We start from the raw sequence: 15,615 nt of genomic DNA, 5'->3' as shown, positions 1-15,615 counted from the left end.
TTATGTGGGTAGAAAAATACCGTCCGAAAACCCTCTCCGAGTATAGAGGAGCTTCCAACCAGAAAGAAGAGTTGACTGAGTGGTTGGAAGGCTGGGAGAAAGGAGACAAACCCGTACTTCTTTACGGACAGGCAGGGACAGGTAAAACTTCTCTAGCAGAGGCCCTGGCGAATGATCACGATCTGGAGCTTGTAGAAACTAATGCCAGCGATGTAAGAACCAAAAAGAAGCTGAAAAAGGAACTGAAAGAAGCTACACGTCAGGCTTCGTTTTTCGGAAAGCAGAAGCTGATCTTGATCGATGAGGTCGATGGAATGTCGGGCAACTCCGATCGTGGAGGAACCGCTGAACTCGCCCGTATCGTAGATGAGTCCCGTTTTCCGGTTATAATGACGGCGAACGATGCCTACGATAACTCGATTAGAAACTTGAGGAACAAGTCCAAGCAGGTAGAGCTTAACTCGGTACATACCAACTCGATCAACGCGCATCTCAAAGAGATACTTGAAAACGAAGGCATTGAGTACGAAAAATCTGCCGTGAAAACCATTGCCCGCAGAGGTGGCGGCCAGATCCGTTCGGCGATAAACGATCTTGAAGCCGCGGCCAGAGGAAAGGAAAAACTCACTAAGGAAGACGTAGAGGTAATAGGTGCCAGAGACAAAGAACAAGATGTCTTTGAGGCCTTGAAGATGGTTTTCAAGACGGAGAATGCTGATACAGCCAAGCGTGCGACCGACAATCTAGATGAGGATGCCGGTACTTTCATCGAGTGGGTAAGGGAGAATATTCCGCGCGAGTACCAGCGATCTGAAGACGTCACCCGGGCATACGATCAGATATCGAGGGCGGATGTCTTCAACGGCCGGATCCGGAATACTATGAACTGGTCTCTGCTCAAGTACGTCTATCACTTCTCAACTATCGGGGTAGCCTTAGCAAAGAACCAAAAGTACTCGGGCTGGACCAAGTACCAGTACCCGTCCAAGATCAGACGTATGGGTTCGTCTCGGGCAGCTCGGAACAAACTCGAGTCCATCGAGAAAAAGGTCGGGAAGAAGCTACACGTTTCCGGACGGGAGGCGCGCGCTATGCTTCCATTCATTTCTGGATTGTTAGAGGAAAACAGCGAACTTGCCGAACAGCTTGAGCTGGAAGAGGATGAAACAGAGTTTATATCAAGTTTTTAACGTCCTTTGAGGCAGGTAAGTTCGTACTCGCCGTTTGAAGAGCTGACAGTCGCGTTCATACAGTCGTTTACACTGCCGTACCGGGTGTCAACTCTCAGGCCTTTGTACATTCTTACCATTTCTCTGAATGCCTCTCGGTCGTCTTGCTTGCTGAAATCGAACTCTTCGGCCTCGCTTTTTATCTGGTATATTCTTGAACTATCCTGATCCGGTTCGAAGCTTGAGGCTGTAGCTGTAGCAATTGTTGATGCCGCAGAAATCGTTATCAGTCCGGCGATGACTGCTGAGATCATCATGAACTGTCCTTTCACTCAAGCCACCTCAGGTTCAGGCTGTAGACATCGCCTTCAGGCGTTCGTCCGGCGGTCGTAGTTGATATACTTGAGCTATCGTCCGGCCCGAAGCTTCTCTCATCGTCCAGCATCATGAAAATTGAAGAACTCAGTAGCGCAATGTGTTTTTGAGGATCGGTTCCTGAAACTATAGGGAATCTGCCGAAGCCTTCCGAACTCTGGGTCTCTAAGTCGTTAACGTAGCTAAATACTTCTGTCCGTCTATCGCCTACGAAGTCAAAGGTTACATTGTCGTGGGAGTTTATTTTCACCTGGTAAAGTCGCTGGTTGACTATCAATGTGCTTTCGTTCAGATAGGTTCCTTCACCTCTATCATCGAACTCTCCGTCCGGGTTGCCTGAGCCATCTCCGGTTTTATCGATAGCAACGCCGTACTCGAAACTGGAACATCCGGTGCCTGAAAGCTGTATGCTGTATGCGGTAAGGGTTTCTGATCCTGACTCACCTTCCGGGAACTCGAATGAGCCGTTACGGTAAGGATCCGCGCAGTCGCTTGAAGGTGTGCCTACTGGCTGTACTGTTGTCGTTTCCATGCTGTCATTTGAGCTATCCCACTCGGTGCGGTTATAAGTATAGTCTGCGGAAGCAACTATCTGCTCGTCTCTGGTGTACCGTTCTCCAGAGGAGATCCGGCCGTTCGGAGAGATGGCTATATCGTCTGTAGTGAATCCTTGATGGTTAAAGTAGCTTTCAACCTGCTGGCCTCTATTCCCGTTACCGAACATCAAGCCATCGAAGGCTAAAGGCAGCTTGAAGTTCATATCAACCCACTTCAACCCGGTCTCATCTAGGAAACCGGACCGTAGGTCTGATTGCTGTAAAGCCATCGCGAAAACAGCTTTTCCGTTTTCCATATAGTCCAGAAGCTTTGACTCAAATCCGTTGAGGTCATTCAAGTTTTCACGGTGCTTGAAAACCAATAAATCGTATTCATCGAAGTTATCAGAGCTGTTAAACCTTCTTACTTCGATATCCGCGGATTCAAGCTGTTTGAAGTCCTGTTTCAGTTCATAGCTCAGATCTGATCTCTCAAGCACTGCTTTCGAGTCCGTCAGTGTTTTTATCTTGTACGCGTTCCCGTCCAGTGAGATAAAATCGTTTATTCTGTAAGGGCCTTCATCTCTTGTGAACTGACAGCTCGTCCTGTTATCGACCCATACGCTGTCGTAATCTACTTCATCTGTTCCGCTTGTACCTGGATCGGCGTCTGCGAAGTAAAGCCGTGAGCCAGAACTCATGTGGTTGGTCTCAAAGTCTCCGCTGGAAGACGTACGTAGAATTGTGCCTTCGTCCGGTCGAATTTCCTCCAGGTCGCCTACACAACGGTCTCCGGGAGATCCGTCGGTAGCATCCTGTAAGCTTGTGTCGGAGACCCTATCCGATTCGGAAGGATCCTGATCTGAGTAAACACCGATTAGATACGTTCCTGTTGGCAAACCTGTCACTGTTCCGGCGGCGCTGACACGCTGATCCATTAAAGATGCCGAGACTCCTCGTATAGCACCGGTTTCTCCGCGTCCAACGAAGTTATCGAAATGCTCGGTTTTCTTCAAGGTGTAGGTGAGGTCAGAGGTAGCGGTTTGTTGTTCAAAGCCAACCCAGTCATGATCGCTGCCTATACCTGAATAAGAACCGGCTACAAACGTTAAAAGTACTATTATGGAGATTATGCTTTCTATAATGTATCCTGCGCCTTTCCTGTTTTTCACCAGCTAAGCACCTCCATTTTTAACGGCTCTTCTAGATATACTGCGAATCTTTCAAGTGTTATAACTGATTTATCGGTGCTGGGTTCTGGCCCGAAGCTTCGAAGATGCTGTCTGAGAACTAATGCGTTCCCGCGTGTGGAACCAGTGTTCTGGATTGATTTGAGGTAGAACTCCTCGTCCTGTAAGCTGAACTGATCGCCCTCGGTTATAACAGAACTTCCTGAAAAATCCCAGGTACGGGAGACGTATACTTCATCGTAGATGCCGTTGTGAGAGATCGCGAGGAAGTGAGGATAGCTCTCGCCTATTCTTTCCCGGCCGTACCGCACCGTGTTACCGGAGCTACTGTAACTCGGTGTTGTAGGGGGTATGATCTTCATGTAGTCTTCTTTCCTGTACGGATCTTTTCCTTCTGTGATCTCTGAGATCTCCTGCCTGGAAAGGCTTCTGTTGTAAATCCGTAGGTCGTCGATACCGCCTCGGAAGCCTTCTTCATCTGTTTCAGACCGGTCCTTATCGCCAGCCCCTACTATGACTTCCGATACATCTATTGTCGAGAGGTTTCTGCGGTCGATCCCTGCGCCCCGGAGTTCGCCATTTACATAAAGACTGTAGCTTCCATCACGATCTATTACTGCCGATATATGCGTCCATTCTCGTTTTAAGTTTGCGGAGTATATATCCTCCGTTCCAATAAAATCTGCCGCGTTTAAGCTGACTGCTCCGTCTTCCAGCTCCATGCTCAGATTACGGAAACCTCCTGCGAGATTCAAAAACTGCTGTTCGCCGGACAGACTTTCGGGTTTTATCCACATTGAGACTGTGGCGTTAGGACTATCATAGCTTGAGGTAATGTTTACGTATTCGGCTGAGTCAAAGTAGTAAGCTGAGGTTCCACGTATGCCGGGTTCCCGGTAACCGAAGTTTCCGTAAGCCGTGCCTGTGTTTCCGTTGCCTGATCTATCCTCTGCTATGGCTTCCGGATCAGGGTTGCTGTCAGGTGCTTCTTCGTCAAACGTCCAGTAGCCTACCAAGCTGTCGTCCTCATCGACGGGGATGGTTCCGGATTCATATCTCTTGAACGAGCCGTCAAGCTCCGGGACCGGTAGCCACGTGAAGTTAAACCGGTACTGGTTTCGCACGCCGGATATTTCCTTGAACTCTGAGTAGTTTAGATCGTCAGCGTTCGGGCTGAAATCCTCTAACTTCTCAAGCTTCCCGGGTTCGACCACCATGTGGTTTTCTGCGGACGTCGATAAACCGATAGAAGTCGTAGAGCTGATTGTAGAGTCGTTTTGATCCCAGTCGGTCGTAGAGCCGTAAGTAGAGTAACCTGGTTTCGATAGAAGCTTGCTTGAAGTCGTATAAGCCTCGCTGTAAAGATTTGAGCGTTGAGCGCCGTTTGATATGTCGGGCAATGTTTCTGTGCCTGCGATAAGTATTCCGCCCACAGCACTGATGTAAAGCATTGCTGCGAAAAGAAACTCGAGGTTGATCTGACCTTTCATCTGCTTTTTTCCTCCTAGAATCCTGCTCCTCCGACGATTGTTACGAATATTGCGAACGCCGCGGGCAGCATTATCAGGGCGTGTTTGACTCCTGCGGAAGGGGTTCCGCTGCTTATCTGGCCTGCTACTGCGCCTGTACACGCACCCTGTATCATAAGCATTAGGAACAGCAGTGACTTGTAGTATGCCATGTTTCCGTAACCGTATCTCTGAGAGTACTCCGTCTGGAAGCCGGTTTCTGTAATATTTTCCGGTACAAATCCGAATACCTTAGCGGATTCGCACATAGGTGCTGAGAAATCGAGGTTGGGTCCGCAGAATGAAGGTGTGGTTGAGCCGCCTTCTCCTCCGCTGATGAAATCAAGTCCTCCGAGCGCGCCTTCGCCGGGTGATCCAAGCCCCATCAGCTGCCCCATCATGAAGTAAAGGCCGATGGTGATTCCGATGAAAAGCAGGTAGATGATATACATTATCGCGATCTGCTGTTTTACCATCGAGTTCTTCTTCTGTATTGTCTCCTTGAGCTTTGTCGCATCATCGGCGATCGACTCGATCGTCTTTGTAATGTTCCCGCCGCTCTTGAAGCTCTGTAAAAGGATGGATACAAGCTCTTGGATCACCGAGGAATCACTCATACGTTTGGAAAAACGCTCCATGACCTTTGGGAACGGAACGCCCCAAGATAATTGGTTGTGTATTTTTTCCACTTCTCCGTTAAGACGTCCGTAGTCGGTCTCTTTCGCCGAGTCAAATGCCTGTATTATAGTCATTCCTCCTTTTTTCGATTCCGCCAGGTCCTTCAGGAATGAAGGGAACTGGTCTTCCATCTCCTTTAGCGCCCTGTTTTTAAGAAATGACAGCAAACCGTATGGTAAAACCCCGATTAAAAGCCCGAGGATGATCACTGAGCCTCCGAGCTGCGGTGAGGAGCCATAAAGCGCGAGGCCTAGAAGCCCGAAGACTGCTCCAACTATAGCAGAACCAATCACGACCTTCTCCTCAGTTGAACGTCCTGGTTCGTACTCTTCCTCCGTGAAAAACTCTATCTGACTCATCTTATCCCTCCTGGAGCAAGCCCTCCGACCAGAACTATGAACATGCCTGAGATCATCGGCAGTCCGATAAAGATGGACAGAACCTGTAGCCGGACGATAAACCCTGTACTCATGTTAGGGGAGAACGTGGTCATCACAAGACTCATCGATGTGAATATTATAGAACCGACAATTACGACTGTAATATACATTTCAACAAGCAGTGAGAGCGTCTCGGAGAATTCCTCGACTCTTCTACGGTAATCGTTCATCAGCGTATCTGAACGCTCTCTAAGGAAGGAACGAAGTGATCCTCCTGAGGTAAGAGTGTGGTTCATGCCCCACATCAGATTCTTGAAGTCTTCACTCGGTGTGCGCTCAGCTGCGTTCTTCAAAGCCTCGTTAGTATCCATGTTGAATGTTTCAATATCTCTTGAGATCCTTTCGGCTTCTTTCGCAACCTCTCCGTACTCATCGACCTCTGAAAGAACCTTAAAAAGCTTTGGCAGTGATGTTCCGGTTCCTGCGAGCGTTGAAAGATACATGGTTGCGAATGGAAGTGTGTCCCGGATCTTCGAAGCCCGACTCTTGATTATAATTGAAGGGTATATGTAGAATCCGACGAGTGTAAGAGTCCCTGAGATCAGTGAAAGTATCATACCGTAGATAAGGCCGGCTATCCCGCTACCTATCATCAAAATAGATCCTAGAACTGTCAGTGTTGTTATACTTACAAACATGCTGCTCAGCACCATCGCTGAGACGTACTCTGGCAGCGATACCTGTATATTCGCCTTTGAAAGATGCGGGCGGATGTCTTCGAAGTAATCCAGTGAGTCTAGTATGTAGCTCCCGATTTGATCGTAGCAAAAAGACGCGTATTTTTCAAGCATTATTCAGGACTCGTGAAAAGTTCATCAGGAGCTTTTTCATTCGTGGCGTGTTCTATAACGGTCCCAGGATCGGAATAGTATCTGGAGATTATGTCTCCGACCTTCTTGTAGTTTTTCACTTGGTTTTCCTGCATCCAGCTCAGTACTTTCTGGCGGTTGTTCACTTCCCGCTGAAGTTCCTGTTCGCTCATGTTTGACTGTTCTACAATGTCCTGGAGGATTAAGGAGTTGTTTTTCTGGACGTACTCATCGTTTTGAGCGTCCCAGCCGAAAACCTGGTTGGCATCGATCCCTGTCTGCTTGTCATATCCTCTGACCTCGTAAAGTCCTTTAATACGTCGAATGTAAGAATCGTTGTACCGGATACGGGAGATTAGCATGATACAGTCCAGTGTCTCGATGAGAGACGGAGACAGGTTGATCGGGTTGGTTGTAAGCCGGTCCATAAGCATCTCGATTGAGTCGGCGTGGATCGTACTCAGTCCTGTGTGGCCTGTTGCCATCTGCTGGAACAGGATGTATGCTTCCTCGCCACGGACCTCACCGACAATAATGTATTCTGGTCTCTGACGCAGCGACTCTTTGAGCAGGTCGTCCATTGATACTTCTCCGCCCTCTTCAGCGCTGGATCCGAACCCGCTTCTTGCGACTTCCGGCACCCAGTGGTCGTGAGGCAGCCGCAGCTCAGGGGTGTCCTCGATGGATACAATCTTTTTCTCCGGGCGGATGAAAAGCGATAACGCGTTTAGCTGAGACGTCTTACCTGCACCAGTGGTTCCGGATACAAGCGTTGACTTCCCATGCTCGACTAACGTCCAGAGGTAGCTCATCATCTGGGTGTTTTCCGTCTCGAAATCCATCATGTGGATCGGTGTCAAAGGATCTTCGGTGAACCGTCGGATTGTGAAGTTCGAACCTTTACGTGCGATATCCGTTCCCAGAGTTGCCTGAACACGAGATCCGTCAGGTAACGCACCGTCAAGTAAAGGTGATGCGACAGAGATAGAACGTCCGCAGCGCTGAGCAAGCTTCATCACGAAAGAGTTCAGATTCTCCTTGTCATGCCATTCGATACTTGTCTTGATCGATCCGAACTTCGGATTCCGGTGGTATACGTAGACCGGGATGTCTGTCCCGTCACAGGAAATATCTTCGACCTCCTTGTCGTTTAGAATCGGCTGGAGTTTTCCAAGACCTGCGAGGTTCCTGTAAGCATAGTAACGGATGATCTCTCTTTGCTTGCCGCTGAGTGAGATGTTGTACTTATCGACCACCATGTCGATCTTCTCCGATAGGTAGTCTTCGGCCTCGTTTTGCTCTATATCGCTGAAGTTGATGTCGAAAGAGCGTTCAAGTATTGATTTGATTTCTTCAAGTATTTTCTCGGTCTGATGGTCCAGTTCTGGTTCTATAACCTTGTAGGTCAACTCTCCGTGGGCTTCGTCCCATGTGATATGCGCCCAAGCATACACTGTCTCGCCTTCGTCAGGATCTTCCGGTATCAGAGGGTAGGTGACGTCAGTCTCGGTAAGGTTTCCGCTTTCATCTGCTTGTTCGTTGATCTCTTCCGGAGCGTACTCTCCAGGGGTTGGAAGCCGGATTCCTTCGCTGCTTACAGTTTCCTCTTCTTCCTCTTCTTTCTCAAACCATTCCGGGTGTTTTGCTTTACGTAGCTTGTTTATCAGCCCGTTCATTCTAACTGACATTTTCTATCCCTCCACTACTCTGATTTGGTTTCCTGATTTGAATATGTTAACCGCTCCGCCGGTCGCCGACCCGGAGACCTCCCGCCGCGCGCTCAAACCGTTCAACGGGTAACTGTACTCTCTGAGATTTGATATTATAGTTATGTCCTCATCTACCTCTACAGTGTACTCATTAGATCCCAGTTCTTCCGGCAGATCAAGGCTTCGCTCTCCGTTTTCTACCGCTTCCAGGCTGTACATTGAGCTTTTCAGCTCTGAGGCAACTATCTGTGACTGTTTTTCCGTCGCATCCTCTGAAACACTTGTCTGATACTGATCGAAGATTGTTACAACTCCTGTTGCTAGAGCTATGCCCAGTCCTACGGTGAAAACTGTCTCGACCGCTAGATTCTGACCTTTCACTGTATATCGACCTCGACTACGGTCTTCGTCAGCTGGAATGTCTCACCTGTCGATATCTCGTATGAGGAATCGATCGATCTTCCACGGTTTGTAAGTGATAACGTGAAATCACCGGTTCCTGTTGTCCGCCCGACCGGACTGAGTTCGACTCTTTCCAGGCCTTCTCCGGTTCTACGGTTCCTGAACTCTATCCGGTATTCAATGGTATCGCTGGCACGAGACTCAGTTGTTTTCACTGCTATAACTCCGGGAGAGGACTCTTCGCTTGCGAAATCTCCGCCCCAGATTGATACGTTCTGCCTTGCGTTTCCTTCTATTAACGTCCATCCTGGTGCGTAAGGAGAGTTTTCCGCAGGAGCAGTGACTTGTATGTAGTTTCCTTCATCGTTTACCTCAAGGCTGCCCTGTGTCAGGCTTATCTCCATGTTGGATCTGTGGTTTGACCCGCTTCTCGATACATCATCTACCAAACTATGGATTTCAGTTACCTGTCTCTCAAGTCCGTCTATATCGGACTGACTTTCCTGTTTGTCAATAATTGGCTGACCCCAGATATATGTCGAGGCAGCAGCTCCGATAACTACAGTTGTAATAAGAACAGTTGTGAGGGCCTGAGTCTGTGCTTTCACAGACTATAAAGCCCTCTGCTTGAATATAAAGCCGTCCGTCCGATCAGCAGTAATCGCTTGTACCCGTCTCTGTACAGGTGTACTCTGCTTTGACGGTCTGTCCAACTTGTAGCTGGAAGACGGTGTCAATTCCATCGTCTTCGTAACCTGAGTTCCAGCTGACGCCTGTATCACAGAACTCTGTGCTTCCAGGTGTAAGTCTTCCGAACTCGTCTCCACACTGGTTTCCTCTGACCTCGCTTGCTACCGGTGCGTCTCCGTTAACTCCTACCTGAAGTGTGGATCTGTTTTCAAGGTCAAGTGTGACGTCTCCTGTGTTCTTCAGGCTGATGCCGTATGTATCGGAACCTGTCTTGTTAACTCCGATTATACTGTACTCTGCGTTCTGTACGTCCTGTAGTTGGCCGGCTCTTTCCTGTGCATTGTTTCCTTGTACCAGTTCGTTGAACTGTGTGTATACTACTCCTACTGCGCCAACTGTGATCAGTAGCAATAGTACGATTGCGATTACCGGGGTTATACCCTTACTCTTGCCTAGTTTCATTGATTGTTCTACTAGAACCTTGTTAACCCTTGTTTAAATAATTCAACATGGGCTTCCCTCCGAGGCCGCACATCTATGTACAGAGCTAGCTCCGTACCTCGCTGAAATCTTAAACTCTTTTACGCCCGACGTTGGAAATGTTTCGGTTGAATTAAGAGTTATAGTTGATCCGGCACTGATATTGTCCTGTGGTGTGCCAACGTAGTTCCAGTCCTGTGGTGTGTTCCCTACCGGCTCGCCGTTTACAAACATGCTCAGGTAAGTCTCCGAACCATCAGACAAAGTAATGTATCTAGAGCCGATGTTCCGGATTATTAGGAACGCATAGTTGCCATTGCTTCTGTAGACTCGCTCGATATCGATAGCGGTCTGATCTTCCAGCTCCTCCCGGTTAATCTGGTCTTCGTAGCCTTCCTGAGTCTGCTCCTGTGTGTTTAAAATAAAAGTCCAGGCTGCGAAAGTCGCGGCTATACTTATCCCTATCAGGAGTACAGTCGCTACTACAGGTGTAACTCCCTTACTGGTCATTCTCTTCTTTAAACTTCTGCCTTAGCTTTCTCATGCGGTCGTCCGCTCCCTGATTCTGCTGGCTTCTCTGAGATCCTCCTCTCTGATTGTTCCTCTGCTGCCGGTTACCGGAGTTACCACGGGATCTCTGCTGAGAGTTACTCCGAGACCGTCCATTCTGCTGTCTGCTGTGGTTACGGGACTTCCCGCGTCCTTTCTTGTTCATTATCTCGTCTTTGTTCTGAGCGGCATAACTTCTTCTCATAGTCTCATTCAGCTGCTCGAGGGAATCGACAATCCTTTCGTTTTGATCCTGCATGTCGTTTACAGCATCCTGCATTCGGTCGCCTACCGCGTTCGCGATCTGACCTTGGATATCGCCGACCATCTCGCCTTCCATATCCATCTCGGAGGCATCTTTCAGCAGATCCATAAAGGAGTTCATGTTATCGACTACAGTATCCATCTTGTGAGTGAGGTCTTCAACCGAGTTTTTGAGCTGATGGGTGGATTCGGTCATGTCGTTGACGATCTTCTGGTTCGACTTCATGATGTCGATAACGTCTTTGATCATCTCGTTGTCGGCTCCACCGTTTTGAGCCTCTGTCTCTATATTATCAAGTCTTCTCTCAAGTTTTCTGATCGGACCAATCGGAACTACTTCGTAGTCCTCGTTCTGACTTCCCACGTTTACCTCATCTTTCGGCATTAATTTTGCGACCTCTCTGTGGCTAACTTTGCTCGAACCTGTATAAATAAGCCGGGGCCGGTCTACCTGGCTACAAACAAGCATTCGCCTGAAAGCCGTAGAAACAAAGAAAAGATGAAATGAAAGAAAAAGAGGTTTTTGTGAAAGCCATGCTTGTCATGGCTTAACGCGTGCCGCACTGCGCGTTAGCAGGCGTTCTACATCATTCCTCCCATGCCGCCGGGCATTCCTCCACCAGGTCCGCCAGGCGGTCCTCCTCCTGCGTCTCCGCCATCGGAGTCAAAGCCCGAGGCCGAGATTACATCGTCGATACGCAGGATCATTTCGGCAGCTTCAGAAGCTGACTGGACTGCCTGTGTCTTGATCTGTCGTGGCTCGACAACTCCTTTCTCGAACAGCACTTCCGACTTTCCTGAGGTTACATCGAGTCCTGCCCAGACCTCTCCGTCCTCGTGCTTGTTACGTAGCTCTACCAGTGAGTCAATTGGATCGAAACCTGCGTTCTCCGCCAGCGTTCTAGGCAGTACTTCGATAGCATCTGCGAATGCGTTGATCGCTAATTGTTCGCGTCCGCCAACGGTATCGGCGTAATCTCTCAGCTCGCGGGCGAGTTCTACTTCTGTTGCTCCTCCGCCTCCGACTACGCGGCCGCTGCGCAGAGCTGATACGACTGATCCGATCGCATCTTCCATCGCACGGTCGATCTCGTTTACTACGTGTTCTGTTCCTCCTCTGATCAGGATTGAGACGGATTTGGCTTCAGGGCAGTCCGAGATGAAGGTCATTGGGTCTCCGCCGACCTTCCGTTCCTTGACGCTGCCTGCTCGGCCTAGATCAGCTTTTTCGATGTCGTTGATCGATGTTACGATGTTTGCGCCTGTTGCCTTCGAGAGTTTATCGAGGTCTCCGCTGGAGACTCTGCGTGCTGCGAAGATTCCTTCCTTCGCGAGGTAGTGTTGGGCCATATCGTCGATCCCTTTCTGGCATAGGACTACGTCGGCTCCGGACTCGGCTATGGATTCGACCATCTCCTTTAGCTGCTGTTCTTCCTGTTCTACGAAGTTTTTCATCTGGCTTGGATCGGAGATGTTGATCTCGGCATCGGTCTCGGTCTCTCGGACTTCGATTGGTGATTTCAGCAAGGCGATGTTCGCATCGTCGATGCTGTTTGGCATGTTTCCGTGGACACCTTCCTTGTTCAGGATGACTCCTTGGACTAGTTCGGTGTCTTCGACGCTTCCGCCCTGACTTTTCTCGACCTTGATCTGATCTCGGTCCAGTACGATCTCGTCTCCGGTTTCCTCTGCTACCTGGTGGATTGCCTTGACTGCGACCTCGGCAAGGTAGTCTCTGGATGCTTCCGCGGACTTACCGGTCATCGCTGTCTTGGCGACCTTTTCCAGGGTGTCGGTGTCGTTGACAGATACATCCATCGAGATATCTTCAAGTACTTCTGTGGACTTTTGGCGGGCAAGTCGGAAGCCCTGTGTGATTATTGTTGGATGGATTTCCTGGTCTAGAAGGTCTTCGGCCTGTTTGAGCAGTTCGCCGGCGAATACCACTGCGGATGTGGTTCCGTCGCCTACCTCTTCTTCCTGGGTCTGTGCGACTTCGACCATCATCTTGGCGGCCGGATGCTCGAGGTTCATCTCTTCAAGTATTGTTACGCCGTCGTTTGTCACAACGATGTCTCCCATGGAATCGACCATCATCTTGTCCATTCCCTTAGGCCCCAAAGTTGTTCTTACGGCTTTTGCTACTGTTTTACATGCTGCGATGTTGTTTTCCTGTGCGTCTTCACCTGTCTGACGTTGAGCGTCCTCAGACATGATGAAAACTGGTTGTCCTCCTAGTCCTGCCATAGAATTGAATTCACCTTGTTTTTGATCACGTCCATAAAACTATAAAAACTGAGAGGTTTTCGGGAAGAAGAGTCAGTCAACGTCTTTGAGTTTAATAGAGTTTCTAAGTTATTTCTCTTGTGGAAGAATCAGTTTACAGGTCTGAGCTAGATGATCTTGGTTCTGCGCAGGTAGATTATGATCCGAGAAAGCTGGCTAGCAGGCTGACTGGTATAGAAGAACGTCTGGATGATCAGGAATACAGGTCTGAAGATATTTTGTTTTTGAATGAGGTCTCTGAGTTCGATGATTATGAAGGTCTCCAGGATTACTCCGAGAAATTACTCGACCGCTACAGCCAGGACTTGCTCAGTCAGGAAGTAGAGAAGTTTGAAGAGTACAGGAATCCATTTGAATATGCTAAAAGCCTGGCTCATGACTGGGATGCTCTGGCCAGTAACACTCGCTACGGTGATACTGGTCTTGAATTCTTCTCTGATTCTTCTGTTGAAGAATGGAGAGAGGAAGCCAGAGTCAATGCTTTCAGAGTCATGAGTACGAATATAGGCCGTGAAGTCGTTCTTAACTTCGTTAAGTACAAACCTCGAGGGCCTTTCTGGGATATCGCAGGCGCAAGCTACGGACTCATGAGAGGGATGAGAATGGAGATTGAAGAAAGAGATGTAGAAGAACGGCTTAAAGAAGTCTTTGATTTCTTAGATGACTAAATCCTTTTCTCAAGCTCTTCCTGTAAGATTTCAGAGACCTTGCTGCCGTCAGCGTTAACCTTTGCCATTACCTGTCCCATTAAAGCACCTTGAGCGCGCATGCCTTGCTCTTCGATCATCTCCGATTCTCTCTCGAGGACTTCTTTTACGGCTTCCCGGACTTCATCGTCGCCCGACTTGTTAGCCATAACCTTTTCAATTATCGTGTCTCTAGTTCCGTTTTCCTCTATCAAAGCAACTAGAACGTCTGGTATATCTCCCTTGGAGATCTCTCCGTCTTCCAAAGCCTTGAAAACCGCGCGATAATCTTCTTCATCCAGTTCGCCTACTTTTGTGCCTCCGGATTCGAGCTGAGGCACTATGTTTGTAAAGACAGTTGCGGCAACTTTCTCATCTACTTCGAAGGCCTCGATCATCTTCTCGTAGGTAACAAGCTCTCGGCTTGAGACAATCTGGGATGCTAGCTCCTCTCCAATAAATTCTGCGTACTTTTCCTCGCGTTCTTCCAGTGTGTCTGGAATATTTTCCTCGATCTCGTCAAGTTTCTCGTCAGTTACACGAACAGGTTTGATGTCTGTCTCCGGGTACATCCGTGCTGCTCCTGGTAGAGGACGTGAGTAGCTTGTTGTAAAGTCTGTCTCGGCTGAGCGAGTCTCTTCAGGTATAACTCCATCAACCAGCTTTTCCGCTCGATCTCTTACGGCTTTTGCTGCTTGCTTTGCGTTTTCCCGTGGTCCGGCCAGAACTGCCAGCACGTCATCTTCCTGTGCGTTGAAGACTTCCGCTAGCTCGTCGAACTCCTCGATAAGATTGTATCCTTCGATATCTTCGTCCGTATGGATTATGCCCTGGATTCCACGGCTTTTCGCATAGTCTACAAGTTCTTTCGCGACGTACCGTTCGCCCGAGATCTCGTCTTTCATTTTCCCGTTGAGATCCGGTATTTTGAATCCGTAGACTCGGCCATCGTTACCCATAACGGTTTGTAGTATCTCGTTTTCCGCATCCTCGAAGATATAGGTTACATTGTCCGCCTCAACTTCTTCGGATGTCGCATCGATGTCTTCGCCGAGTTCAACCAGTGTTTTCTGTCTCTGAACTTCTAATTCGATCAGGCTGTCGATGTTGCGTACGTCCTGGAATCCTTTGATCTCGACGCGCGCTCCGTCCTCGATCGATACGTTTACGTCCTGGCGGATTGTTCCAAGTCCTCTGCGAGCCTTGTTTGTAGAACGAAGTAGCATTCCGATTTTTTCCGCTACCTCTCGGGCGTGTTCTGCGTTTTTGATCGAGGCATCGGTTCCGACCTCGATCAGCGGGATTCCAAGCCGGTCAAGGTCGAAGATTGCCTTGTCTTCGTTTCTCTCATGTATTCCGGCTGATTCTTCCTCTAATTCGATGTCTTCGATTTTCACGGTGCCTGATTCTGTCTCAAGTTCTCCATCGAGGCCTATCATCGATGTTCTCTGGAATCCAGAGGTGTTTGAACCGTCTATGACCAGTTTACGCATTACCTGTATTTCTTGTGGTACTTCGGCTCCGACCATTGAGGCAAAAGTTAGTCCGGTATCAAGAGCTTCTTCGTTCATTTCGTGAGGTGGTTCCTCATCCAGCTCCACGAGGCAGTTACATTCCTTGTAGTAGTTGTAGACGAACTTCGTGGATTTTAACGACTCGACTTTCGCAGCCTCGTCTTCCTCTCCGGTCTCTCCGGCAACGGATTTCAGAAAACGCTCTACGTTAGCATCTGCTGCTTTATCTACGGTTTGTACAGGGCAGTTACAGAACAGTTTTTCCTCTGTATCAAGCTGCTGGTGGATTTCTATTCCGCATTTGAAGCCGAGTTGTTCGTAATCCATTCT

Annotated in this window: 15 protein-coding genes; 2 read left to right on the top strand and 13 right to left on the bottom strand. The window is 48.8% G+C overall.

The features are described 5' to 3' along the window. The first annotated feature begins 2 nt into the window (after positions 1-2). Positions 3-1,190, top strand: coding sequence for a replication factor C large subunit (locus SVXnc_RS04180; protein WP_347721673.1), 1,188 nt, complete (start codon positions 3-5; stop codon positions 1,188-1,190). On the opposite strand, the gene SVXnc_RS04175 is transcribed toward SVXnc_RS04180, so the two are convergent. From SVXnc_RS04175 to thsA, 12 genes are all read right to left on the bottom strand, one after another. After that, positions 1,187-1,501 carry a hypothetical protein gene (locus SVXnc_RS04175; RefSeq protein ID WP_347721672.1) on the bottom strand — a complete coding sequence of 105 codons (315 nt, stop codon included), beginning with the start codon at positions 1,499-1,501 and terminating at the stop codon, positions 1,187-1,189. The genes SVXnc_RS04180 and SVXnc_RS04175 overlap by 4 nt on opposite strands. Further along, positions 1,498-3,252, bottom strand: coding sequence for a hypothetical protein (locus SVXnc_RS04170; protein WP_347721671.1), 1,755 nt, complete (start codon positions 3,250-3,252; stop codon positions 1,498-1,500). Before SVXnc_RS04170 ends, SVXnc_RS04175 begins: the two co-directional genes overlap by 4 nt. Further along, complete coding sequence (locus tag SVXnc_RS04165; protein WP_347721670.1) at positions 3,249-4,760, bottom strand: LamG domain-containing protein; 1,512 nt, start codon at positions 4,758-4,760, stop codon at positions 3,249-3,251. Before SVXnc_RS04165 ends, SVXnc_RS04170 begins: the two co-directional genes overlap by 4 nt. A gap of 14 nt (positions 4,761-4,774) precedes the next feature. Then, positions 4,775-5,815: a type II secretion system F family protein gene (locus SVXnc_RS04160; protein ID WP_347721669.1), complete on the bottom strand. Its 1,041-nt coding sequence runs from the start codon at positions 5,813-5,815 to the stop codon at positions 4,775-4,777. Beyond that, positions 5,812-6,687: a type II secretion system F family protein gene (locus SVXnc_RS04155; RefSeq protein WP_347721668.1), complete on the bottom strand. Its 876-nt coding sequence runs from the start codon at positions 6,685-6,687 to the stop codon at positions 5,812-5,814. Before SVXnc_RS04155 ends, SVXnc_RS04160 begins: the two co-directional genes overlap by 4 nt. After that, positions 6,687-8,393 carry a type II/IV secretion system ATPase subunit gene (locus SVXnc_RS04150; RefSeq protein WP_347721667.1) on the bottom strand — a complete coding sequence of 569 codons (1,707 nt, stop codon included), beginning with the start codon at positions 8,391-8,393 and terminating at the stop codon, positions 6,687-6,689. Before SVXnc_RS04150 ends, SVXnc_RS04155 begins: the two co-directional genes overlap by 1 nt. Before the next feature lie 3 nt (positions 8,394-8,396). Continuing rightward, a complete protein-coding gene (locus tag SVXnc_RS04145) occupies positions 8,397-8,795 on the bottom strand; it encodes a hypothetical protein (protein WP_347721666.1) in 399 nt (132 codons plus the stop codon). Further along, a complete protein-coding gene (locus tag SVXnc_RS04140; RefSeq protein WP_347721665.1) occupies positions 8,792-9,424 on the bottom strand; it encodes a hypothetical protein in 633 nt (210 codons plus the stop codon). The genes SVXnc_RS04145 and SVXnc_RS04140 overlap by 4 nt, the downstream gene beginning before the upstream one ends. 43 nt (positions 9,425-9,467) lie before the next feature. After that, positions 9,468-9,968 (bottom strand): archaellin/type IV pilin N-terminal domain-containing protein, encoded by a 501-nt coding sequence (locus SVXnc_RS04135; RefSeq protein ID WP_347721664.1) that lies wholly within the window; start codon positions 9,966-9,968, stop codon positions 9,468-9,470. 42 nt (positions 9,969-10,010) lie between these two features. Continuing rightward, entirely contained in the window at positions 10,011-10,496 is a 486-nt protein-coding gene (locus tag SVXnc_RS04130; RefSeq protein WP_347721663.1) for an archaellin/type IV pilin N-terminal domain-containing protein, read from the bottom strand. Then, the gene (locus tag SVXnc_RS04125) at positions 10,486-11,184 is read right to left on the bottom strand and encodes a hypothetical protein (protein WP_347721662.1); all 699 of its coding nucleotides are present in this window, start codon (positions 11,182-11,184) and stop codon (positions 10,486-10,488) included. Before SVXnc_RS04125 ends, SVXnc_RS04130 begins: the two co-directional genes overlap by 11 nt. Positions 11,185-11,381: 197 nt before the next feature. Then, positions 11,382-13,046 (bottom strand): thermosome subunit alpha, encoded by a 1,665-nt coding sequence (gene thsA / locus SVXnc_RS04120; protein WP_347721661.1) that lies wholly within the window; start codon positions 13,044-13,046, stop codon positions 11,382-11,384. Positions 13,047-13,165: 119 nt separating this feature from the next. Between thsA and SVXnc_RS04115 the strand changes: the two genes are divergently transcribed. After that, positions 13,166-13,753, top strand: a complete 588-nt coding sequence (locus SVXnc_RS04115) for a hypothetical protein (protein ID WP_347721660.1) — start codon at positions 13,166-13,168, stop codon at positions 13,751-13,753. Here the strand turns inward: SVXnc_RS04115 and gatE are convergent. Then, complete coding sequence (gene gatE / locus SVXnc_RS04110; protein WP_347721659.1) at positions 13,750-15,612, bottom strand: Glu-tRNA(Gln) amidotransferase subunit GatE; 1,863 nt, start codon at positions 15,610-15,612, stop codon at positions 13,750-13,752. The genes SVXnc_RS04115 and gatE overlap by 4 nt on opposite strands. Between the last annotated feature and the right edge of the window lie 3 nt (positions 15,613-15,615).

The sequence above is a fragment of the Candidatus Nanohalococcus occultus genome (assembly GCF_029207735.1).
Taxonomy (GTDB): Archaea; Nanohalarchaeota; Nanosalinia; order Nanosalinales; family Nanosalinaceae; genus Nanohalococcus; species Nanohalococcus occultus.
This window is presented reverse-complemented; position numbering and strand designations above follow the sequence as displayed.

Bases quoted from the DNA above. Each gene is read 5' to 3' on its own strand.
- SVXnc_RS04155 (WP_347721668.1), bottom strand. From the start codon at position 6,687: ATGCTTGAAAAATACGCGTCTTTTTGCTACGATCAAATCGGGAGCTAC.
- gatE (WP_347721659.1), bottom strand. From the start codon at position 15,612: ATGGATTACGAACAACTCGGCTTCAAATGCGGAATAGAAATCCACCAG.
- SVXnc_RS04180 (WP_347721673.1), top strand. From the start codon at position 3: ATGTGGGTAGAAAAATACCGTCCGAAAACCCTCTCCGAGTATAGAGGA.
- SVXnc_RS04125 (WP_347721662.1), bottom strand. From the start codon at position 11,184: ATGCCGAAAGATGAGGTAAACGTGGGAAGTCAGAACGAGGACTACGAA.
- thsA (WP_347721661.1), bottom strand. From the start codon at position 13,046: ATGGCAGGACTAGGAGGACAACCAGTTTTCATCATGTCTGAGGACGCT.
- SVXnc_RS04160 (WP_347721669.1), bottom strand. From the start codon at position 5,815: ATGAGTCAGATAGAGTTTTTCACGGAGGAAGAGTACGAACCAGGACGT.
- SVXnc_RS04165 (WP_347721670.1), bottom strand. From the start codon at position 4,760: ATGAAAGGTCAGATCAACCTCGAGTTTCTTTTCGCAGCAATGCTTTAC.
- SVXnc_RS04135 (WP_347721664.1), bottom strand. From the start codon at position 9,968: ATGAAACTAGGCAAGAGTAAGGGTATAACCCCGGTAATCGCAATCGTA.
- SVXnc_RS04130 (WP_347721663.1), bottom strand. From the start codon at position 10,496: ATGACCAGTAAGGGAGTTACACCTGTAGTAGCGACTGTACTCCTGATA.
- SVXnc_RS04150 (WP_347721667.1), bottom strand. From the start codon at position 8,393: ATGTCAGTTAGAATGAACGGGCTGATAAACAAGCTACGTAAAGCAAAA.